A 23,987-nucleotide genomic window follows, 5' to 3' on the forward strand; every position below is an offset into this window, starting at 1 on the left:
CTGAACGCAGGAACTAAGTTGTAGGATTGTGCAACTTTAGTATTAACGTAGCTTATGGTTCAAGTAAAAATACTTAACAAATCTGCTGCGAATAATTAAATCCATGCCTTACTGATTTATCTTTAAGTCATTCCGGAAACAGTAGGGAAGGAAGGAAAACTTATATAAGGACTAACTCAGTAACCAGCTCATGAACCACCACATGATCGGTAAAGTACTGCAAGCACGCTACCAAATTATCCAAAGCCTGGGTGCAGGCGTATTCGGACAAACATACCTAGCGGTGGATATTCAGTACCCACATACACCTAAATGTGTAGTTAAACAACTCAAAGTTAACCATCTACACCCTAGTTACTTAGACACTATTAGATTACGTTTTCTCACGGAAACTTCTACTCTCAAGCAACTAGGAAATCACGATCAAATTCCCGAATTTATCGCTTGTTTTGAAGAAAATGAGCGTTTCTATCTAGTACAAGAATATATCGCAGGTCATTCCTTATCGGCGGAACTCCCCATCAGTCAACAATGGGGTTGTTTGTGGACTGAGGAAGAAGTTGTGACATTTTTAGAGGATGCTTTGGAAATTTTAGAGTTTGTTCACTCCCAAGGTGTCATTCACTGCGATATTAAACCAGAAAATATCATTAGGCGTGCTGCTAATGGGAAGTTAGTCCTGATTGATTTTGGTTCTATCCAATCAATCAATTTGGGAATGGATGCCGATTTATCAATTTATCAAGCTCCAACGACTTCTTTGGGTTATATTCCAGCAGAGCAATTTGTTGGTCAAACTCAGCCCAATAGTGATATTTATGCTTTGGGGATGATTGCAATTCAGGCTTTGACTGGGTTAGAACCACTGCAATTAAAAATAGATCCTCTGACGAATGAGATTATTTGGCGTTCTGCGGATACACCGGTTGGTGATTATCTAGCGGCTATCTTAAGTCAGATGATTCGCTACGATTATCAACAACGTTTTCAGTCGGCGGCGGATGTGTTGCGTGTCCTCAGACAGATGGTGTGGGAAACTGCAATCACAAAAGTTACCACAACCGAGGAAATTCAAAATTACGTAGCAGAACCAGCTTCAGAATCGGCATCACCATTACTGACAGGAATTAAAGTAGGATTGGCGGTCAATTCTATTTTGATGGGTGTGGGAGCTTATTCTTTAGTCAATACTTCACCAGTTCCATCTGAGACAGATATTTTATACAAAGCAACTAAAGAATATCAAGGTGGAGATTTAAAACAGGCGATCGCTCTAGCTAGATCAATTCCATCTTATAGTAATGTGTATCCAGATGCCCAAGCCACTATCGAAAGTTGGCAACAGCAATGGCAAGTAGCAGCACAAATATATTCTTTAGCAGAACAAGCTTTAGCTGAAGGTAACTGGTCAGATGTCTTCTCAGCTGCTAATCAAGTGCCTGATATTTTATACTGGCAAACTAAAATTCATGAGTTAACAAAACAAGCTCAAGGAAGTATCGAAGCTCAAACAAAAAATTTGTTATCTCAAGCATATGCCAAAGCTGAAATTAGGGATTTTTCGTCAGCATTAGAATATCTGCGTCAAATTCCCAAAGAAAGTTCGGCGGGTTCTTTGGTACAAAAGAAATTGGTCGAATACAATCAAAAACGCGAAATTAGAGCCGCCTACTTTTTACATCAAGCGCGCAAACAAGCGTTAGCAGGTAACTTTGACCGTGCAGTGAAGTTTCTCCATAAGATTCCTAAAGATACCCCTGTATATGCTCAAGCTCAACTAAAGCTGAATGAGTACAATCAAAAGCTAAATCCTCAAAGTCAAAATTTAGCTTACAACGCCGCTTCTGTAGCTCGCAATCCTCAACCAGTGATTAGGGTGCAGAATGTGCAGCCAGAACATGAACTACAAGAAGTCAATATTCGTTAGTGTTAAAAATGCAACCACAAGATATCTTTAAGATATGGGCAGTATTATATTAGGTATCTATGTCTGCTAAAGATATCTTTCATGAGGTTGTGAAAATAGCTTTACATAAGGACGGTTGGCAAATAACCCATGACCCGCTTTTGTTTAATGTGGGGGGTGTAAAAATGTCCATTGATTTGGCAGCACAAAAGCTGATTGCAGCAGAAAGAAAGGATGAAAAAATTGCTGTAGAAGTCAAGAGTTTTCTAGAGAAATCATCTGCTATCTCAGAATTTCATACTGCTTTGGGTCAATTTATTAATTATAGAGCTGCATTAAGACGACGAGACCCAGAACGAGTTTTATATTTGGCAGTACCTTTGACGACTTACAGAACATTTTTTCAACTTGAGTTCCCCCAGGAGATGGTAGAGGAAAATCGAGTCAAAATTATTGTTTATGATGTTGAAAATGAGGTGATTGCTGAATGGAAAAGATAATTAAATATCGCCAGATTATACAAAATATGCTTTTAGATTATGGTAATCAAAAGCCTGCCTACGGTAATATTGAGGTGGAGAGAATTTTCGATACAGAGCGCGATCATTATCAAATTGTTTATTTAGGTTGGGAAGGTTCGGATTGGGTACACAGTTGTATCATCCACATTGATATTAAAGGGGATAAAATTTGGTTGCAATGGAATGGTACAGAAGATGATATTGCTGCTGATTTAGTGAATGCTGGAGTGCCGAAAGAAGATATTGTTTTAGGATTTCAGTCCCCATTTATGCGGCAGTTTACAGAATATGCTGTAGGTTAGTTTGTAACTATAGGTTTAATAACCACCTGATCTAGCCAAATTTTTAAATTTGGTGAATTGCGGGTCAAATAATAGTTTTACAGTCCCAGTGGGGCCGTTGCGGTGTTTGGCAACTATGACTTCTGCAATACCGCGATCGGGGCTATCTGAGTTATAGTAGTCATCTCGATATAGCATGATGACTAAATCTGCGTCTTGTTCAATAGAACCTGACTCCCGTAAATCTGACAGCATAGGACGCTTATTGGTACGCGCTTCTACACCTCGACTTAGCTGTGATAAAGCAATCACAGGTACAGATAATTCTCGTGCTAAACCTTTGAGAGAACGGGTAATTTTTGATAACTCCTGCACACGGTTATCACCACCGCCTTCCATCAATTGCAGGTAATCTATCACGACTAAACCTAGTTCTACCCCTTGTTCTGCTTGTAGTCGCCTGGCTTGACTCCGCATTTGGGTAACAGTAATATTCGGTGTATCGTCGATAAATATGGGCATTTCCGATAGCATACTGATGGCGCGGCTTAAGGGTTCCCATTGGGTTTGACTCAAGCGTCCACTCCGCAGATAACCGCTTTCAATTTGTGCTTCGCTAGCTAATAGACGTTGGACTAATTGTTCCTTGGACATTTCTAAGCTAAACACAGCCACGGGTAGGCGCATAGAAGCGGCGATATTGTTAGCTAAGTTCAGGCAGAATGCGGTTTTACCCATTGATGGTCTGCCAGCAACGATAATCAAGTCAGAACGCTGGAAACCGCTTGTCATAGCATCTAAATCATAGAAGCCACAGGGAATTCCTGGTAAGGCAATCCCTTGATTTCGCTCCTCGATTTCTTGAAAATTATTAATTAAGGTTTCGGCAATGTGAATTAGTCCTGACTGGGGACGTTCTTGAGTCACACCGAAAACTTTTTGTTCTGCTTGGTCTAAAACAATGGGTAACTCAGTTTCCGTCTCGTAACCAAGCTGGACAATTTCATTACCAGCTTTAATTAATTGCCGGCGCAGGTATTTTTCCATGACCAACCCTGCTAAGGCATCAATATTGACGGCGGAGACTGTACGATCTACCAAGGTGGCTAATTTATTTCTCCCACCTATGCGCGTCAGCAGATCGTTGTCAGCTAGCCAACTGGTAACGGAGAGTAAGTCTGTGGGTTTACCTTGGGCGTGTAGCCTGATAGCGGCTTGATAGATATCTTTATGAGCCTTAATATAAAAGGCTTCGGGAACTAGGCGATCGCTAACTCGACTAATTGCTTCTGGATCTAGTAAAATACCCCCCAAAATCGCTTCTTCCACTTCGATGTTTTGGGGTGGCAGGCTATTGCTACCACGCGATTCAAAACTTAGTTCTTCAGCCATAATTTTGGGGGATTGGGTACTGGGGATTGGGTACTGGTTACTGGGTAAAAATTCTCATTCTTTTAACCCTGAGTTCCATGTACGCAAGGGCATTTTGGATTTACGATAGCGCAGTGTTAGCAAGTTAACAACAAGCGTCTTCTCAATTCCATTCCTATCCCCAGTCAACAGTCAACAGTCAACAATCAACAGTTTAACTAGCCACAACTTGAATATCGATTTGCGCTGTCACTTCAGAATGTAGTTTGATATCTGCTTTGTAAGTGCCTAACTTGCCAATATCAGGAATGGTAATACCACGACGGTCTATTTCTTGACCTGTTGCTGCTTGGATAGCATCAGCAACGTCTTGGGTGGTAACAGTACCGAAAATTGCTTCGTTTTCACCAACTTGCTTGGCGATTTTCAAGCTACCAACTTTTTCTAATGCGGCTTTTTGCTCTTGTGCTTGTTGCTTGAGTTCTAATTGGCGTTGTCTTTCGATTTCCCGACGGCGTTCCACTTGCTTGAGAAGACCAGGGGTGACGTTGGCTGCCAAATTTTGAGGAATCAAATAATTACGAGCATAGCCTGGAGCTACTTCCACTAAATCGCCAGATTTTCCTAGCTTGCTGACATCCTTAGTTAAAACTAATTGTATGCGTTTCGCCATTGTTCTCTGTTTTTCCTGTAAAATCTCATTAACTTGGGTTGCAGCCGGATAATCTACGTGAGCGTAGCTGTATCCCAACTTATACTATAATCCCAAAGACTATATATCATAGCGAAAGGTGGGGGGCGATCGCAACTCCTAACTGCCAAAATTCTCAAAATTGGAGTCGCAGAGAAAAATATTTATCTGCATTTCCCTTACACCCCTACACCCCTAGACCCTTTTTTTATAATTCCTCACCGACTGGTAGAGGGAATGTTTCACCTGCTAGATAGGCGGGGAAATTTTGTTGGAAGTATAACCAAGATGTCATATCTTCCCCTTCTGTATAAGCTTTGGGAGCTTTTTTATATAAAGGTACGCGATGATTAATTTCATCTTGGAGAAGTTGGGGTAATTCTGTTAAACCACTAACTTTACTACCAAATGCACTGTAGATGAGATGACCAGGGCGATCGCTCATATTCATCCAAGGCAACCATTGACCGATTCTATCCCAACTAAGTCTCAATTGTGAAACTGATTTTAATTCTGGGTTAAATAAATCTGCGGTTGGGACTGTGAGTTTAAATAGTTCGGCTGCTTGATAAATGGAGTAGGGACTGTATTTGGATAATTCGGGATCTGCGGCTAAAGGGTTGGGATATGTAGGGAAAATATCAAATACAAAAGTTGTGCTTTCTCCCTCTACTTGTGCGGGAAATTTACCTTTAAAACAACCCTGCACAGGATTATTCGCTACATGAATAACTGTGACTGTTTCACCTGTCCAGGGATTTTCCCATTGACGAAGGATTTCGTCTGTTTCTGGATTTAGATAGTAAGTGAGTTCTCTAGAAGTAAAATCCCACACACCTGGTTCTGTAGGAATGCACCTACTCACACTTAAACCTAAAATTTTAAATAACAGTTTTCTTTTTTCCCCAGGTGTAAAAGCATAAATTTTCCCTGTCCAAGTGAGAAAAGTTGATTGGCTAGCGTCAAGAGAAGAGCGAGTTTTCACCCAATATTGAGCATCTAATTCTTGAGTTTGAGCAACCATAAATAGTTCCTTAGTTATTAGTCAATAGTCAATAGTCAATAGTCAATAGTCATTAGTCATTAGTCATTAGTCATTAGTCAATAGTCAATAGTCAATAGTCAATAGTCAATAGTCAATAGTCATTAGTCATTAGTCATTAGTCAACAGTCAACAGTCAACAGTCAATAGTCAATAGTCAATAGTAATTACTCATTACTCATTACTCAGCACTCAGCACTCAGCACTAATTTTTTCTCCCTTGTCTCCCCTACACCCCCACACCTCCACACCCTTCCAGTCGGCGAAATAAAAATAACCACAGGGGTAAGGAACTGTTAATGGCGATGAGTCGCACAAGATGACCGGTAGTGACAATTTCTACATTATGGTCTAAGGCTAGGGAAACTAGGATCATTTCTGCGGCTCCTCCTGGTGCGGTGACTAATAAACAAGTCAACCAGTCCCATGAGGTTATTTGCATTGCTATTATAGTGGCGATCGCACCGGCAATTAAGGTCATAAAGACAGACATTAAGGCGTAACCTAGAGTTTTTTTGCCCAGGGTGGGTTTTTCTCCCCAATATTCACCGATGGTAATTCCTAAAAGCAGTTGACCGATAATGTTGACTAGTCTTGGTGGGTCAAAGTTAACATCACTCACCAATGGCAATAAATCTAATACTGTATTAAATGTGAGTCCCAATAGTAATGCACCAAAAAAATCTCCCGCCGGGAGTTTGCATTTAGTCACAAGATAAACTATGAGTGCAGTTATGGGTAATGCTATTGCCAATAATTCTATTTGTGATGGGTCAAAATTCCACCAGGAATTATTAATTGATAGGTTTGGTACATTCCAATAGTTCCCGACTGCGGTTCTGGCGATGCAGGGAATCAGCAATACTACTGAAGTGACGCGAATTGCTTGCACTAATGCTACTAAGGGGACATTTTTATTATAGTCGGCTGCGATCGCTGACATCACACCCACACCCCCTGGGACTGTGGCTAGCATTGCTGTTAGGAGATTAGTCTGACTCAAGCGGGAGTAAATATAGCCAATACAACCACCGCATAATAGTAAAAATAGCGTCAAAAATATAAATATGGGAATTCCCGTTGCTATCTCGGTTAAGTCTGTATTCGCGTTAGCCGCACCAACTGTTAGTCCCACTAAGGCCATACCGACTCTTCTAGCCATGCGGTTAGGACGGGGGGAATACTGGTAAAATATGCGACAAATTTGCAAGATGGCTGTTCCCGCAAAAATACCGCCAAATATCCAAGAAATCCCACCGAAATGCAACTTTGTTAAGACTAAAGCTAGGGGAAATGACAGGAGTATTTCCAGCGTGAGGATGATTAATTGTTTTGCTACGACAATCTGTTTATTAATGGGTTTCTGGAAAATAGAAACAAGATTTACACTTTGATTCATTGATTAAATTCATTGAAATATGCACTGCAATTTATCGGTGTTACTGGCAAGTTATATTTATTTGTCAGTGTAAATGCGTATTAACTAATACCTGATAGTTATATCTAGAATTACAAGATAACATTAATTCAGAATAGTTTATAAATTATTAAATAACTTAATATTATATTTACTATAGATAGCCAAGGCAAAATGCAAGATTTAGAGTATTTAACTAAATTCTGAGGCATATAGATTTTGTGCAAGGTTTTAGCATCCCTAAAACCCTATTTATCTATTTGCATAAGTAGAGCAACTATAAAAAACAAAAGTATTCAGTTCGTAGTAAGGACTAAAGTCCTTATTTAAGAACTAAAGTTCTCACTACCAACCTTTAATTATTTACCCTGTTATACTTAATTATTCAGTTGGTATGACATTAAAATTCAGAGATAATGTCATCTACACATGGCTAAGAGGTGTAAAAATGTGAACCTCTCGACAAAATATTTAGTCTTCATCTAAGGCGGGAAAAAATTCCTCAAACTTCCATAGTTCATCTTTATTGCGGAGAAACCAAATTCTAGTTGATTGGGTCAACTGTTCCCAGATAATTTCAGCAGGAATACTAGGAGAAGCATAGCGATATTTTTGACCCAATAGTTTTAAATTCTCGGCAACATCATCGGGAATCCCAAAATCTTGCCAATCAACTACTATATATCTTCCTGATACGCCAGAAGCTGGATCAAAAACTAATTGTGCTGTTCTGATTAAGTCAGCAAAGTGGGTTGGTCTGAGAATTGCTGACTGTTGAAGATGAAGTAATTCTTCATGTTCGTGAGACATATTCGCTGGAATAGTTAAAGGTTGATGGTGGGTGAATTTACTACCAGAGATTTTGTCCTCAATATTCCAATACGGTTCAGTTAAGGCGGTGAGAGTTAATTTCTCAATTTTTGCTCTGTCTATTAGACAATGAGCAAGATTTGGGGGATTCTCCCCCAAGCCCCCGATTGGGGGACGGTTGCGTCCCCCAAACCCCCTCCAAAATCATTTTTTTGTTTTTTGTTGAGTAAACATTTGCTGGCTTGGTTGAAATTTATTTTTCTTATCTGAACTGTATTGCTCAATATTCCTATTTTAGCGCAGTTGATAATATGCAAAATTACTAAATCATCAGTAACATAAGTATAAATTTAATTTTGGAAGTATATTTTTATTAAATAAGAAAATATACTTGTGTAGTTAATGTCATACTTTCAATAAGTTAATAATTTCGCCGTAGCTATCTTAAATTATTGCTCAGTGCCACATTTAATTGCTGAGAGTAGATATTTGAGGTGATAAGTATGATGGTGATGTTTTGGGTAACAGTTATTTTATTAGTTTGGCTTTTTGGCTTCTCTTTGTTAGCAGAAGCTTGGTTTTATGAAGAAGAACAGGATTTAGAGAATAGCAAGTTTGAGTGAAAAATACAGACGCAGTATATCGCGTCTGCATAATTCATTAAGAGCGTAATTGTGCGATCATCTGCAATGGATTCCAGTAAGCGCGGGTGGTTTGAATTTTACCTTCAGGATTTACTGTAAAAATAGTAATTCCTGCAAATTTTACGGATTTACCGCTTTTGCTAACTCCGGTCATTGTCCATTTGACTGCGGCTTCGTTGCTGGCGATAAATATATGTTCAATTGTCGGTTCTAGTTGAGCAAATACAGCTTGCAACTGTCCGATAAATTCGCGGAATCCTTCATGAACTTTTGTTGGTGGTTCGCCGACAGGATCATAACTGACAGCATCTTCGGCAAAATTATCGACCCAACCTTCTGGGTTCATGGCGGCGATGTTACTAAAGTAAGCAGCCACAACTTTTTCTATAGCTTCATTGGACATAACAGCATTTCTCACTTTTAATCAGTTTCTACGAAAACGGTCACAGCTGCGATCGCCACTAACATTTCGTCATTTTTATCGTTAAGAGACTCAATAGCGCGTCCTTGCACTACCATACCGCCTGATTCTACAGTCAGGCTTTTGCGTCCGAAGGGTAGGACAGCTAAGACTTCCGCTTCTCTGACTTGTTCAGGATAGGGGACTGCAACCTGCACTTCCACAATCATCTCATCAGGGTTACTTAAACCCGCAACTTCCCATACTCCTGGTAAAGCATTATGCGCGATCGCGTTGCGAACAGCTCTTGCTGCGGCGACAGTCGGTTCTTGTCCGTGTTGGTCTACACCCATTCCCATCTCAATAATGAATCGTTTTCGCGCCACTGTTACATCCCAAAATCTTCACTTTTAACTATAGAACTTGAGGTACAACCTGTACTGATACACTAATTTTCAAGACGCTTAAAAAAATGGCACATTTGGTTTCGGCTTTTACATATTTCTGTGGAACTGTAGAAGTACGTAAGAACGGTTTTATTCAGACATAATAATTGTGAATTTACAAAAATACTTTCATGCTGCTAACCACAGTAAAACTATGGCTGCGATAGTTGGGTTAGCTGTATTAACTATGACTACAAATTATCAAGCGCAAGGACTGGCGAAACCAAAACGGCTTGATAATTTTGTTTTCCCAGGTGAAAGATTAAATCATCAAATTATGACAACAGCAGACGCAAGACCACCAGAACCGATAACCTTGACAGGACACAGTGAAGCAGTTGTGACGGTAGCGGTGAGTGCAGATGGTAAAACCCTGGCTTCTGCTAGTTACGATAAAACTGTCAAACTCTGGGATATCAAGACTGGTAACTTAATCAAAACCCTGAATCATCCCTATCAGGTAAATGGTTTAGTGTGGAAGAGTGATGGTAAAACTCTCGCTGCTGTCAATGGAAACGAAGTCATCATCTGGAATGTCACCACGGGGAAACCACTCAAAACCCTCAAAGGTAGTGACGGTTTTTGGAGTGTAACATGGAGTCCAGACAGGAAAAAACTTGCGGCTGGGAGTTGGAACAAAACCATCACACTCTGGGATGCAAACACGGGTAAATTAATCAAAAACCTAACTGGACATACATCAGAAGTTTATAGTGTCGCTTGGAGTCCTGACAGCAAAACTCTGGCTTCTGGGAGTGGAGACAGCACTATCAAACTTTGGGATGGAACTACAGGAAAATTAATCACCACCCTAAATGAACATCAAGGAACGGTTTATGGTTTAGCGTGGAGTCCAGACGGTAAGACTCTCGCTTCTGGATGTACAGACAGAACTATCAAACTCTGGAATACAACCACAGGTAAATTAATCAAAACACTCAATGGACATAGCGATGCAGTTGGTAGTGTAGCTTGGAGTGCAGATGGTAAAACTCTTGCTTCCAGCAGTGCAGACAAGACTATCAAACTCTGGGATGCAAACACAGGTAAATTGCTGAAAACCTTGAACGGACATCAGGATGTCGTCTTGAGTGTAGCTTGGAGTGCAGATGGTAAAACTCTAGCTTCTAGCAGTAGAGACGCAATCATTAAAATCTGGAATCTTAATGATTAAAAGTTTGTAGTAAGAACTTGAGTTCTCTAATAACTTTAGCGTCTTTCTTTGCGTCTTTGCGCCTTTGCGTGAGGCAAAAAAAAGATTAATGCACAAAGTCCAAGAACTAAAGTCCTCACTACGAACTGAATTTACTGAATTTCCACAGTAGAACTAGCTGAACGTCCAAACTCTTCCGGTGCATATTGTAAATGCGCTTCCGCACCAGGCCAGAGAAATGTACCAGGAGTTACCGAACGGACTAAGTAGTGCAGACTATATACACCTGGTTCGAGGTGGTCAGCGTAGGCGATAATGCGATCGCGGTAGATATTTCTATAGCCAAGTTGCCAACTATCAGCCTGTGCTTGTAATGCAGCTGTTGCCGTTTGAAAACTTTGGTCTACGGCTTCTAGTCCTGCGGGTAATGGGTCTTTAATTACTATATGATCTACAGGATGATCAGCAATAATTTCTAAACCAATATCAAATACCTGTCCACTTTCTATATTTAATGGTTTATCAAAAGCGTAAATCCCTGTTTTTTGCAAAGGCTGCCTTTCTCCCACTTTGCTAATCGCTTTTGTCACCCGTAAACCGTTAAATCTTCCTGGCTGATTTCCTGGTAATAGGTAACTGTAATTTACTAAATAATGTAACTTACCGTTACCAGATTTTTGCAGTGTTAAATCATGACGACCACGGGGTAATTTGTCCATTGCTACATTTAGCTGTAAGCTGGGATTTTGATAACCATTAAAGCGGTTTTCTCCGAGTTTTTTCCCTGCTAATTTGACTGTGGCTAAAAAATTGGGTGGTGTGGGTTGGAGTTGACTATATTCTACTAATGCTGTTAAAGCTTGAGCATTATTATAGTCAGTTTGCCATGTGCCATTTCGACGTTGTGCTAACAGACTTTGGAATAATTTATCGATAACTTCGGGTTTACTTTGTTTGGCGATAAATAATCTTAAAGCCTGTGCTTGTGCTGTGGTATTTGAACTCATCCATCCCCATTGATTGGGTAAGCTAATCACGGCTGTGCGTCCAGTTTCGGAGATATTTTCTTGTAACTGGTTGAACATTTGCTGTGATTCATCTTGCCATTCGGGGAATTGTGATAAATACCGTGCCAGTTTGATTTGAGTCACAATATCAAAGTTATTACGCTGTTGATAAATATCACTCAAGAAACTATTACGTTTTTCTCCTAGTTCGTCTAAGGCAATTAAAGCATGGAGTTGAAGTTGAGTTTTACATAATTGTTCCTTACAAAAGTCATATTGTCCTGGATTTGCTAAGACTTTTTGTAAGTAATTCTTTAAGCGAGATAGCATTGCTGTATCTACGGCTTTGGGAAATACTTTTTGCGCTTGGCTTAAAGATGCAGCAGCGTAAGCAGACACCCAAGGGTCTGATTTTTCTTGTCCTGGGAAGGCTGCAAAACCACCGTCGGCGATTTGCAGTTTGGCTAATTGCGTAATAGTTTGATTCGCCTGTTGTTGAGGGTTGAATTCTGCGAAGGTTTGACTATATTTCTGAGATAAAGTTTGTAAAGTAGCCGCAATTATTAACTGACTCGCCGCCGGTTCAGCGAAGGGTAAATCATTATCTTTCAGCACTTGTTGAGCTGGTGCTTTAATTTCAGGTATTAAGGTACTAGCTAATTGAACATCTAAACCACCAGCATGAGGATAGACATTTTTATCAACATTGAGAGGAATGTTGACTTGTTTATCAGTCACGCCGGTTTCCACGACTTGTTCTGTCACTTCTAACGGCTTGACTTCTAACGGCACAGCAAAGGCATCGGCGGCTGTATTATTTAACTGGGTGGTAAAGCGGACTTGCGCCACACCGACGTTTTCTGCAACCATTGGGAAGCGATAAGCTTGAGTCGTGGACTCAGTTTTGGTTTGTAAGTTGGTAGAGTTGGGGCTTTTCTCTGCAAACTTGACATTACCCTGAAGTTCACCGTTAATTGTTAAGTTTCCTGAAATGCCGGTGTTATTGGTGACGGATAAACCAGCTAAGATGCGATCGCCTGGACGGACAAACTGTGGCAAGATGGCATTAGTTAGCAGTGGTTTGGTAGTGATAAAAGTCGCATCCCCATTCCCAAAGCGGAGATTTCCATCAGTCGCAACCACCATCACCCGCCATGTTGTTAAGTCATCCGGTAATTTAAAGGTGACTTGCGCCTTACCGTTAGCATCAGTGAGAACAGAGGCATTATAGTAAGCTAGGGGTTGAAAATCGGTGCGTGTGCGGGTATTAGCGATACCTGTGGATAAACCGCCGCTATAACCCCAGCCTTTAGGTTGTGCTATATCTTGGGGTTGTATCACCACATCAGGACGATTATCACTGAAACGGGTAGATATTGGCTGTTCTGCATAGACTGTATCTACCAAATTTGGCGGACGATAACCAGATAGTTGCAACACTGCTTCATTTACCACCATGACAGTTAATTGTCCTTGGGTGGGGTTATTCTGCTTATCTTTGAGTTCGATTTGTACTGTTGATTCTGCACCCGGTTCTAGAGATGCTTGCAATGGTGTCACTTGCACGTTTAAATATTTATCTTGCAAGTCCACTTTAAAAGGTGTAAACCCAATTTTGACTAACTTATCTAAACTTCCTGGTTCTACTTGATTTATAGGTGCGCCTTGTCTGACTAACACAGCTTCCACTGCTGCATTTGGTAACATTTCCGGCGTGACTTGAAATTGAATTTGTGGCGCGCCTCCCTTAGTTTTAGTTAGTTGTTGATACAGGGGTTTATCTTTAATTACAGCAAAATATAACTCTGCATCTTGGTAGGGAGATTGAATTAAAGCCGTAGCAATTTCACCAGGTTGATATTCTTTTTTATCAAGTTTCACTTCTAGACGATTTTCATCATCAGAACCCCAATAAACTTGATTATCTCCTGTCACCCAAATTTGACTATCTGTAGCTGTCACCTCATCTTTACTATCGCTAAAATTGGCGCGAATGCGATATGAACCGGATACAGTTGGTGTTAAATTGACAGTTTGATAATTTTCAGATGAGGTAATTTCAGCTTGTGCGACTGTCTGATATTCCACTTGATTTTTAGCTGTGTCGCTACCTTCTACTACTTGCGTCACACTGCTATATTTCATCTGTTGTAATTCTACACGCACCCGTTGATTATTCATGGGTTTTCCTGTAGGTTCAGTCACAATTACTTCTACAGGAAAGCTTTTACCAGCATTGGCGATGAAATTACTTTTTAAACCGATGAGACGATTACTAGGTAAAGCGGTAAAAGATTTAGAACTAGCTACAGATAAATTAGAAACATCTGCCACTTGTACATCTATATTATAAGTCATCGGATAAGGTAAATCTTTCGCCACTGTCACGGTTTGCACAGTCTTACCTTGAGGATCTAATTTAGTGTTAGTTTGCAACACATCACTGGGTAAAGATGGACTCTCTTCTGGCCAAAACCATTGTCTACCAAAACTAAATTCTTCCCATCCTTTGGGTGTGAAACTCTCCTGACGACGCGTCACAAAATATTTAGCTTCGCCTCCCTCCACAGGCGCGCCAAATAAATAATTACTCGCTGCTTTCGCCTCGACTTCCTCACCCACTAAGGCAAATTCTTTATCTAAATTGAGTTCGACTTTAAAATTCGGCGGTTTAAATTCAGCTATGCGAAACTCACCAGAAATTTCTCTCCCATCTTTCCCTTTAGCTTGAATGGTGTAGTAACCTAGTTTTTGGGTTTTACTAATCGGTAATTCTAGAGAAAATGTCCCGAATTCGTTGGTGATTTTTGTCCCTAAATCTGTCTTTTTACCATCAGGATCAAGTAAAATCAGTTGATATACAGCATCTTTATCTTGCTGGATACTGCCATTGATTAAAAAATCAGCAAAGCCTGTAAAAGCAGCTTTTTCTCCCGGCTGATATAACTGTCTATCTGAAAATATTACACCCCGTGAAACTGGTTTATTATCATCCCAACCTGCATCAATACCATATCCATATGAACCGCTATATTCTTCAGTCTTCGCAAATGCCCAATCTTGATTTTCACGGGCAATTACTAATAATTCTGGTGATTTTACAGACGAGTCTTTATTGCTGACATAACATGACTGTAAATTAGGGAGTTGTAATCTTAAATTACCATCATTATCAGTTTTCCCTGTTGCACAAGGTTGCACTGAATCACGGTATTTTGCATCTAATTTTAATTGGTAAATTTCAATAGGTGCAGCTTTAACAGGTGAACCATCGCTGAGATGATTAACACGAATTAAAGCCGCATCAGGAAACCATTGACTAAACACACCTAAATTAGTTAACTGCACTAAGCCATAAGTTGTAGCTTCTCGCCACTGTTCTTGACCATTTTCTTGATATTTATTAGTACGTGCTTGCACACCATAGGCTAACATTCCTGTTGCTGCACTAAGTTTTTCTCTCAGTGGTACATTAATATCAATTTGCTGATTTTTCTTGGCGGAAACTTTAAAATTTTGCCATTCACTGGGTTGAGGTAATAAATCATTTTCATTACCTTGGGGATAAGCATTTCTGGCGTAAACTAAATCTGTCGGTTGAACTACACGATAAGCGGCTTTATATTGCGATTCTGGTAAATTAACTGTATTAATATTTAGTTGTAAGTTCTGTCCCGATGGGAAGATATGTAAATCTGAGGGAGTCCAAATATCTCCAGCTAAATCACCGGTATTATATTTGAGGGTGACAGGCTTACTCAAGGTTTGCCCAAATTTATCTTTTAAGTTTTTCCCAATAGTAATTGTGTAATTAGTAGCAGGATTTAACCCATAGGGGTTGAGGGTGACAAATCTATCTTCTTCCCCTATTTGTAACAGTCTAGAAATATCACGCGGCGCAGGGTCAATTTTAATATTTTCCTTGACCGAATCGGGAACTAATATATTATTAAATTCTAATTGCGGTGTGCCTTTAAGAAATCTACCATATGTACCATTAGCATCTGGTTGTCCGTAATAGTTAATTTCTTTAAATGCTAAAGGTGAATAGGTCGCTAATTTACTAACAAATTCTTTTTCTGTGGGTAAGTTACCATCCGCAGGTAAGATACCGGGAGAAAATACTAGGCGGTAACTAGTAGCTTTATCTAGATTTTTTTGGGGAAATAAATCGTAAACCCAATTGCGTGTGGAAGGGTCGAATTTTTCTGTCGGTTCTTCCTCTGTTTGTGGTTGTTCTTCTTTAGATAAAGCTAGTTTGAAATTGATGCCTTTGTTTTTACCTTCAGGAATTAATTGGAGATGTTCTTGGACGGAAGCTAAGTTTAATTCTGTGTTGGCGGTAAATTGTAATTTTGGCTGTAAATCAACAGGTTGAATTTCTGATTGTTCTACGGGATTTACACCTGGTAAATTAGTTATTTCTATGGGGTTGGTGTTAAATGTCCATGCTAAATCTTTGTCTAAGCGATGATTTTTTAAGTCTGCTAAACCGGCTTTGAGGGTAACTTGTAATCTTGCAGCTTGGGGTAAGGCTTGTTCTGGTTGAAAGCCTACCATACGCGGTGTTAAAAAGCGAAATTGTCCTGGCAAGGGCGGCCAAAGTGCAAATTTTTGTAATAAATTTTGTTGTTGGGGGCTGTCTAGTTGTTCTATGGGAATTAATGCTTCTTTGAAACGGATGCGAATTTGATTGAGGGGTTGGGCGTTACCAATGGGGCTAATTTGTTCAATCCAGTCTGGTAAGTTGGGTGGGGTGAGTGGTTTGACGGTGGGAAGTTGGGGTTTTGATGATATGCCAATAAAGTTACAAGATGTGATTCCTATTGTGAGTGTCAGAATAATTAGGAATCGCATGAGGGTTTTTATAATCATGCTGGGTTTATAGGGGATTTAAAATAGGATTTTTCTCACGCATTCGACGCAGTCGTTCCCGCAGGGTAGGCGCAAAGACGCAAAGGGTAAGAGGTCGAGAGTTGGTACATTATATGGATAACCAATTTTTTATGGTTGTTTCCTGAAATAAACACAATTTTTAATTATTTTGTTTTGATGAATTTTTGTAAATTGACGGGTGAGGAGGCGTTAATTTGGGAAGGGGATGTGTATTTATTTGAGTTGATATGAAATTGCAGCTAATTGCATGATGAATAGGGTAAAAATTTGGTGGCGGAAGACTATACAACGGCTAAGACGTAGTAAGGTTACTAAAAGTATTTTGGTTGTGATATTGGTGTGTTTATGTGTGCGATTTTTGCCTTATTTTGCACCAATTCGGGCTGGGGATATTGCTCAAAATCAGTTGGCTTGGGAATTTAGCGATCGCAATGGGCTACCATTAGGAACAATCCTCACCCGTGACCAAGAACATACCGCAGTTGTACCCCTCAAGCAAGTTTCACCCCAGTTCACTCAGGCAATTTTAGCGGCGGAAGATGGTAGTTTCTATCATCATGGCGCATTGGATTTAAAAGCGATCGCTCGTGCTACAAAAGAAGCTATCCAAACTAAAAAAATTGTCTCTGGTGCTTCCACAATTACTATGCAATTGGCGCGGATGTTAAAACCATCCCCCCGCAACTTCTCAGGGAAATTGCGTGAGGTTTGGTTGGCTTGGCGGTTAACAGCAGGAATGAACAAAGATGAAATCCTCGCTGCTTATATTAATCGTCTGCCAATGGGAGGTAATATCTATGGTGTGGAAGCCGCCGCTAGGACTTATTTTTCTATCCCCGCTAGTGATTTAAATATTGCTCAAGCTAGTCTTTTGGCTGCTATTCCTAATAATCCCACTTATTTTGACCCGTTACAGCATTGGAATAGACTCCAGCAGCGACAAAAATATGTCCTGAACCGTATGGCACAGGATGGATATATTACTCAAGAACTAGCTGAAAAAACTCTTAGCGAAAAGGTAGTTTTTCAGTCACGCAAAAGAGGAATTATCGCCGCACCACATTTTTTATTTTGGTTAGCCAGTCAGTTAAATACTTCCCCAAGTTCTGTTGAAAAAGGTGCTTCAGTTCCCACTTTTGTAAGGGGGGTTAGGGGGGATCAAACTCTTATCCGCACCACTATCGATAAACCATTACAGCAATTTGTGGAAGCGCAAGCACAACAAGTAATTTCCACACTCAAAGCTAACAATGTCCATGATGCAGCAGCTTTAGTTATTGACAACCATACGGGAGAGGTTTTAGCCTACGTTGGTTCACCTGATTACTTTAACGAAACTAAACTTGGACGCAACGATGGTGTACAGGCTTTGCGTCAACCTGGTTCTACCCTCAAACCCTTTGTCTATGAATTGGCTTTAGAAAAAGGTGCAATTCGCCCAAACACCATCTTGGCAGATGTCCCGACAAGTTACGCCATCCCCGGCGCAAAATTATATAGTCCCACAGATTACAGCCAAAAATTTCTCGGCCCGGTGCGAGTCAGGATAGCCTTAGCCAATTCTTTGAATATTCCAGCCGTGCGCGTTTTAGAAAAAATCGGTGTACCCACTTTTTTAGAACGTCTACACCAAATCGGCTTTACCCACCTCCAACAAACCCCAGAATATTACGGTTTAGGTTTAACCCTTGGTAGTGGTGAAGTCTCCCTCTGGGAACTCGCCCAAGCCTACCACACCATCGCCCAACAAGGAAACATCACCCCCCTAATCACCACTATTCCCCAGTCCCCAGTCCCCAGTCCCCAGTCCCCAAATCCCACCACATGGCAACTCATCACCGATATGCTCAGTGATCATTATGCCCGTGCTACCTCTTTTGGTGTAAACTCAGTATTAAACTTGCCCTTCCCCGCAGCCGTCAAGACTGGTACTTCCTCCAACTTCCGCGACACTTGGACAGTCGGCTTTACTACAGACTATACCGTCGCCACTTGGGTAGGTAATTTCAACGGCGAACCGATGCGCCAAGTATCGGGCGTTACAGGTGCAGCACCCCTATGGAATCGCATCATGTTACACCTGCACGAACGCCAAGAACCGGACGCTTTCCCCTCTCCCGCAGGCTTGACTAAACTACCGATATGTGCTGTCACAGGGTTAAAACCGACACCAGACTGTAATTCTGTGGTGCAAGAGTATTTTTATCCCCAAGATAAAATCGCCTACACAACTCAGCAGGATTTTAATTTACCATCAGAATACAATGAATGGTTGGCACAACAGCCGACATCGAGTTTAGTTGCTAACAACTTGAGGATTTTATCTCCCCACGATGGGGCTTTGTTCTTACTCTATCCTGGTGGCGAAGGACGACAAAAATTAGAGTTTAGATTAGCCGGAACTCAATCTACATCTGGGGTGGAATGGTGGCTGAATGGAGAGAAGTTAGATAGTCAAGCTAATTCTCTATTTTGGTATCTACGTCCTGGAAAATGGACATTGGAAGCGAGAAGCGGCGAAAAACACGATAAAGTGAGCTTTCAAGTCGATGCAGCTAAAATTCACCCCTCCCGTCGGGGATTTTCCGTGGTGAGTTCGCAAAAAAATAGCGATCGCCCACAATAAAAACTATAGCTGTTTGCAGTGTAATAGAATACAGACCTAACCCCTACAAGGGAAGGGGAATAAAACTCATACCAATTCACGAAAAACCTGATACAGATGTAAACCCTGAAAGCTTTGCTGCATCTAAGTTTTTTAATTGCGAATTGCGAATTGCGAATTGTGAATTGGTATCAAAGCCTCTCTCCTACAATGAGAAAGTTTTGGAGAGACGACTCAAGAATACTACGAACTAGGTTGTATTCATTCTGAGAAAAAGGTGTTTACCCAATCGATACCTTTGTTTCAAAAAGCACTCAAATTTCAACCCAATAACTCAACAGCTAAACGTCGTGCGGAATCTTTGCGTCGGTTAGTAACTGCGTAATTTGCAATCATCAAGGGGCGATCGCTTTTCATTTGGTAAAGGCGATCGCTTTTGACAAATACCAAGTAAGAAAAGGATAAGAAAAAAATTTGATGAATGGGTTGAAGTATTGACTGTTCAGGCTTTCAAGAGCCAATGCGGTGCAACTTCCTTGTGAAGTATTTCATAACCGCTAATTTAAGTATAATTTATCACAAATACTAAAAGGTGGTTGGGATTCAGCTGTATCTCCTGATATATATAATGTAAGTGTAATCTACGGAAGCAGTTAAATAATTTTAAATAACAAAAGGACAAACAAATGAAAATTATCAAAATTATTCATGCTAATACAAGCAGTGAGCCTAAACTTGAGGGAGAATCATTTATACTCCAGCATTATGACTTAGGAGATTTTATTGCAAGACAACAGCCAAAAATTATAGAACAGGTAAATAAGCAATTTAAAGAATTATTAGAAGAACAAAAACAACAAGAAACAAAAAATAAAAGTAATTTAATTAAAGCAGTTGATTTTTTTGCTAATGTAGCTGCACCTGGTGCTATGAACTTAGTATCAGAAGGAGTTAAGTATATCGCAAATGAAGACGAACGGCGAGAATTATTTGCTAGTCTTACTATGAAAACTGTTCTTTTAGAGTTTTTACAAGATATTAAAAACCAAGTGCAAAAAGTGGAGTTTTTGTCACTTGAAATGGCTAGGAATCAATACCCTAATACTCGGAATCTTTCGATTGGTACTTATACACTTCATCCCCGCGATAGTTTACGACTGACTCGTATTGAGCATTATCACAAGAACTTAGCTTTGGAAAAAGATGATGAATTGATTATACTTCTTGGACGAATGGGAGCCAAGTCAGTAAGGATTGTGGAAAGTGATGCTCAACAGCAATCGGGATCTGCTGACTTAAAAATGAATACTGTTCTAGTTGATGTAAATGATGTAAAAGCTAGCACGAGTATTTCTCATAACCTTGATAAAAGTAAAGATTTATTTGTAAATTTTGAAGGAAACATTGTTGATATTGATTCAAGTTTATTACAAGATTCATTGTGGTTTTCTGACGATAGTAAACTCATCTCTATTTTTGAAAGTAGGCGGTTTAATCCTAATAAAATAGAAGAATACACTTTAAGAAATACTTATACAGAAACTTTTGATTTCGACTTTAAGTTAGCAGCAAACTATCTTGTAGTTGAAGCTGATTTGAAGACTGAGTATCAAACAATAAGTAAGAAAGAGCGTTTCTTTCATATAGAGTTTGGAAAAAAAACAAAATGAGTGCTTGCCAAGTGACATAGGCTTTAAGCAAAGAAGAGGGCAATTTTCTAGGCAATAGTCTAAAAGAACGAAATAATCAGAGTTTAAGAGATAATCGGCATTTAATATAAGATAAACTTACTGGCATAGCCCGTATCGCGCAATAGAGATATCCCGCATTGGCTCTCAAGAATATGGATTTCAATGAGTTGTGGGAATTATCAGGAAGAAATTAAGGGCTGATTTTTCTTACTTTTCTGGAAATAAATAACAATCAAGTTGTTTCCAGATGCTCAAGCATGATTAAGCGGCTCAGGTTATTTTTGTCTTTAATTATTACCATTATTGTCTGCTTTGCGCTCTCATTGAAGTTTATAGAGACAGTTACAGCACAACAGCCAGCAATTCCCCACCCCCTCACAGCGTTAACAGCAGCAGAAATTAAAACGGCTGTAGAAGTGATTAGAAAAGAAAAGCCGTTAACTGATATGGCGGCTTTCCCTCTCATAACCTTAGCCGAACCAGATAAAACCGAGGTTTTAAAATTTACACCAGGTCAACCATTTACACGTCAAGCTTTTTTAGTAGTCTATGAGAGGGTGCAAAATAAAACCTATGAAGCTACAGTTGACCTCAAAACTCAAAAAATCACCTCTTGGCAAAAGATTCCCAACGTCCAACCGTCAATTCTGGCATCAGAATATGAAATTGCTAGGCAAGTAGTCAAATCTGACCCCCGATGGCAAGCAGCAATGAAAAAGCGGGGAATTACAGATTTTAACCAAGTGCAGATTAGTTGCTGGGCGGCGGGAATTTTAAATGAAGCGGAAACTGCCGCAGGTAGTCGGATTTGTCGGACTTTATTATTTTATAGGGGTGACAATTGGAATTATTATGGCAGTCCCATTGAGGGTGTACTAGCGACTGTTAATTTAAACACTAACACTGTTAGCAGTTTTATTGACCAGGGTATAGTTCCCATTTCCCAAACTAATTGGAACTATGATTTACAGTCTTTAGGTAAACTGCTATCACCGCCAAAACTTTTAAAAATCCTCCAACCCCAAGGTAAAACTTTTCAAATCAAGGGGAATGAAATCACTTGGCAGGGTTGGAAATTTCGTTACATCATGCACCCTCGTAGTGGACTGGTGTTATATCAAGTCACCTACAAAGACGGCGAAAATCAGCGTCCTGTGCTGTACCGGGCTGGTTTATCGGAAATGGTAGTTCCTTACGGTGATCCTAACCCCGCATGGTCATTTAGAAACGCTTTTGATGTGGGGGAATATAACCTGGGATTACTTGCCAACACAATGGAGATAGGAAAGGAAGTTCCAGAAAATGGGGTATTACTAGATGCAGTATTTGCCAATGAAGAGGGCGAACCCTATGCAATGCCGGGAGTCGTGGGAATTTATGAGCGCGATCGCGGCATTTTGTGGAAGCACTACGAGTATAATACCCAACGTAATGATGTGCGCCGTAACCGCGAGTTAGTCTTAACGATGACGGCTGCTATTGATAACTATGACTACGCCATTAACTGGATTTTCCATCAAGACGGGAGTATTGAAGTAGAAAACGATTTATCAGGTATTGTTTTGGCACAGGGAACGGCGGCGGAAGCAGAAAAGTTTGATAATGCCTATGGGCGGATGTTGGCGAAAAATACCTTTGGCGTTAATCATCAACACTTTTTCAACTACCGCTTAGATATGGATGTTGATGGACAGGCTAATTCTGTGATGGAAATGAACGTGAACAGTTTACCCATCGGTAAGAATAATCCTGTAGGCAATGCCATTATTGTCGAAGATACACCATTAACAACTGAAAAAGCTGCCGTCCGTGATGCAGATATCAAACATAGTCGTGAGTGGATGATTACTAGTGCAGAGAAAAAGAATACATTAGGGGCTGCACCTGCATATATGTTAATGCCAGGAAGTAATACTGTGATGTTTCCAGTTGAAGGGGCAAAAATTCGCCAGAAAGCTGGTTTTGCTACCCATCATTTTTGGGTGACAAAATATCAACCCCAAGAATTATATGCTGGGGGTGATTATCCCAATCAAACTGCACCAGGGGAAGGTTTGCCAAAATATATCGCTAATAATGAATCTTTGACTGGTGAAGATATTGTTGTTTGGTATACTATGGGGATTACTCACGTACCTAAACCAGAAGACTGGCCGGTAATGCCTGTTCATAAACTTGGGTTTAAACTCTCTCCTAGAGGATTTTTTAGTCGTAATCCGGCAATTAATTTAGCTGAGTAGTGTCGCAAGACAACAACAGAAAACTCACTGAGAAACAAGATACCCGACTTCTCACATAAATCGGGTATCTGGAAACCAGGAATTTTCAATGTAACGAGAAGTAGTAAGTCAAACAAAAAATCTCTTTCTCCCCTTGTTTCCCTTAGTCTGGCAATATTAGGTTAGTGAACTACTAGCTTCCGCTTCGCCTCATTCATTATTAAAGCTAATTTGTCAATCACCCAATTGGGTAATCCAATAGGGTGATGTGTTACTGACATCTGACATTATAAATTTTGAAGACAGTCATCATCGCAGTGGCTAACATGATATCCTCTTTGGCAATTAGGATGATATCCCTTGATGCTTGCTGCTTTATTCCATGTCTTCAAAATCACAGTTAACGCACAATTTTGATGGATAATTATGGCTTTAATTAAAGAAATTGCTCAACAAGCTTTAAGTGTTGGTTACTTAGGAATTACAGACCAAAATCAAATTAACACACTTTTAAAATTTAATTATGACTCAGAAGACGTAGACGCGCTAATTCTTTTGCAACGCGCGATCGCCTCTGGTAAAGTCCAGCGTGAATCACATCGTCAAAAAAGATACTCACCTTCTTCTACTCAGGAAAATAAAGCGAGTATCAAAATGGCCTACCAAGTCGCCGCAGAAATGACTTTTGCTGCCGCCGTGGCTTTGAGTATGACGAAAAACACTTCCGAACAACCTTCTCTCGGTACATAAAATTTCATCTATGTAGATGAGGCTGAGACTCAGCAAACTATAGAATATTGTTGTTTTGCCAAAATTTGAGCATGATCAAAACAGCAGACTTTATCATGTATCTACATAAATATAATTATTATTTTGGGATCAAGAAC

The 23,987-nt window shown here is 40.0% G+C and carries 17 protein-coding genes; 8 read left to right on the forward strand and 9 right to left on the reverse strand.

Annotated elements, in window-relative coordinates; translation table 11 throughout:
* Positions 1-190 precede the first annotated feature (190 nt).
* The 3 genes from ACQFX9_RS23280 to ACQFX9_RS23290 are packed head-to-tail and all read left to right on the forward strand — an operon-like array spanning position 191 to position 2,729.
* Complete coding sequence (locus ACQFX9_RS23280; RefSeq protein ID WP_427158845.1) at positions 191-1,927, forward strand: protein kinase domain-containing protein; 1,737 nt, start codon at positions 191-193, stop codon at positions 1,925-1,927.
* 59 nt (positions 1,928-1,986) lie between these two features.
* A complete protein-coding gene (locus ACQFX9_RS23285) occupies positions 1,987-2,406 on the forward strand; it encodes a XisH family protein (protein WP_427158847.1) in 420 nt (139 codons plus the stop codon).
* Positions 2,394-2,729 carry a XisI protein gene (locus ACQFX9_RS23290; protein ID WP_427158849.1) on the forward strand — a complete coding sequence of 112 codons (336 nt, stop codon included), beginning with the start codon at positions 2,394-2,396 and terminating at the stop codon, positions 2,727-2,729. The genes ACQFX9_RS23285 and ACQFX9_RS23290 overlap by 13 nt, the downstream gene beginning before the upstream one ends.
* Before the next feature lie 15 nt (positions 2,730-2,744).
* On the opposite strand, the gene dnaB is transcribed toward ACQFX9_RS23290, so the two are convergent.
* From dnaB to ACQFX9_RS23325, 7 genes are all read right to left on the reverse strand, one after another.
* Complete coding sequence (gene dnaB, locus ACQFX9_RS23295; RefSeq protein WP_427158850.1) at positions 2,745-4,100, reverse strand: replicative DNA helicase; 1,356 nt, start codon at positions 4,098-4,100, stop codon at positions 2,745-2,747.
* Positions 4,101-4,293: 193 nt separating this feature from the next.
* On the reverse strand, positions 4,294-4,752 hold the full coding sequence (rplI, locus tag ACQFX9_RS23300) for a 50S ribosomal protein L9 (protein ID WP_427158852.1): 459 nt from the start codon (positions 4,750-4,752) through the stop codon (positions 4,294-4,296).
* A 226-nt stretch (positions 4,753-4,978) separates the two neighbouring features.
* A complete protein-coding gene (locus ACQFX9_RS23305) occupies positions 4,979-5,794 on the reverse strand; it encodes a DUF1838 domain-containing protein (protein WP_427158854.1) in 816 nt (271 codons plus the stop codon).
* Positions 5,795-6,041: 247 nt separating this feature from the next.
* Positions 6,042-7,211, reverse strand: a complete 1,170-nt coding sequence (locus ACQFX9_RS23310; RefSeq protein ID WP_427158855.1) for an AbrB family transcriptional regulator — start codon at positions 7,209-7,211, stop codon at positions 6,042-6,044.
* Positions 7,212-7,700: 489 nt separating this feature from the next.
* Complete coding sequence (locus tag ACQFX9_RS23315) at positions 7,701-8,039, reverse strand: hypothetical protein (RefSeq protein ID WP_427162984.1); 339 nt, start codon at positions 8,037-8,039, stop codon at positions 7,701-7,703.
* Between the two features lie 660 nt (positions 8,040-8,699).
* Positions 8,700-9,086, reverse strand: coding sequence for a nuclear transport factor 2 family protein (locus tag ACQFX9_RS23320; protein WP_427158857.1), 387 nt, complete (start codon positions 9,084-9,086; stop codon positions 8,700-8,702).
* Between the two features lie 17 nt (positions 9,087-9,103).
* Positions 9,104-9,469 (reverse strand): Lin0512 family protein, encoded by a 366-nt coding sequence (locus ACQFX9_RS23325; protein ID WP_427158859.1) that lies wholly within the window; start codon positions 9,467-9,469, stop codon positions 9,104-9,106.
* Positions 9,470-9,638: 169 nt separating this feature from the next.
* Here ACQFX9_RS23325 and ACQFX9_RS23330 point away from each other — a divergent pair, with 169 nt between their 5' ends.
* Entirely contained in the window at positions 9,639-10,703 is a 1,065-nt protein-coding gene (locus ACQFX9_RS23330) for a WD40 repeat domain-containing protein (RefSeq protein WP_427158860.1), read from the forward strand.
* Between the two features lie 131 nt (positions 10,704-10,834).
* Here the strand turns inward: ACQFX9_RS23330 and ACQFX9_RS23335 are convergent, their stop codons facing one another.
* Positions 10,835-16,564, reverse strand: coding sequence for an alpha-2-macroglobulin family protein (locus ACQFX9_RS23335; protein WP_427158862.1), 5,730 nt, complete (start codon positions 16,562-16,564; stop codon positions 10,835-10,837).
* Positions 16,565-16,835: 271 nt separating this feature from the next.
* Here ACQFX9_RS23335 and pbpC point away from each other — a divergent pair, with 271 nt between their 5' ends.
* Positions 16,836-19,211 (forward strand): penicillin-binding protein 1C, encoded by a 2,376-nt coding sequence (gene pbpC, locus ACQFX9_RS23340; protein ID WP_427162985.1) that lies wholly within the window; start codon positions 16,836-16,838, stop codon positions 19,209-19,211.
* 300 nt (positions 19,212-19,511) lie between these two features.
* Here pbpC and ACQFX9_RS23345 read toward each other — a convergent pair whose 3' ends face one another.
* Complete coding sequence (locus ACQFX9_RS23345; RefSeq protein ID WP_427158864.1) at positions 19,512-19,640, reverse strand: hypothetical protein; 129 nt, start codon at positions 19,638-19,640, stop codon at positions 19,512-19,514.
* Between the two features lie 236 nt (positions 19,641-19,876).
* Between ACQFX9_RS23345 and ACQFX9_RS23350 the strand changes: the two genes are divergently transcribed.
* The 3 genes from ACQFX9_RS23350 (at position 19,877) to ACQFX9_RS23360 (ending at position 23,850) form a co-directional block, all read left to right on the forward strand.
* Positions 19,877-20,860, forward strand: a complete 984-nt coding sequence (locus ACQFX9_RS23350; RefSeq protein WP_427158866.1) for a hypothetical protein — start codon at positions 19,877-19,879, stop codon at positions 20,858-20,860.
* 278 nt (positions 20,861-21,138) lie between these two features.
* Positions 21,139-23,121 carry a primary-amine oxidase gene (locus ACQFX9_RS23355; RefSeq protein ID WP_427158867.1) on the forward strand — a complete coding sequence of 661 codons (1,983 nt, stop codon included), beginning with the start codon at positions 21,139-21,141 and terminating at the stop codon, positions 23,119-23,121.
* Positions 23,122-23,526: 405 nt separating this feature from the next.
* Positions 23,527-23,850: a hypothetical protein gene (locus tag ACQFX9_RS23360; RefSeq protein ID WP_427158869.1), complete on the forward strand. Its 324-nt coding sequence runs from the start codon at positions 23,527-23,529 to the stop codon at positions 23,848-23,850.
* Positions 23,851-23,987: the final 137 nt, after the last annotated feature.

Origin of the sequence: Aliinostoc sp. HNIBRCY26 (genome assembly GCF_050235535.1) — a bacterium.
Classification (GTDB): Bacteria; Cyanobacteriota; Cyanobacteriia; order Cyanobacteriales; family Nostocaceae; genus Trichormus.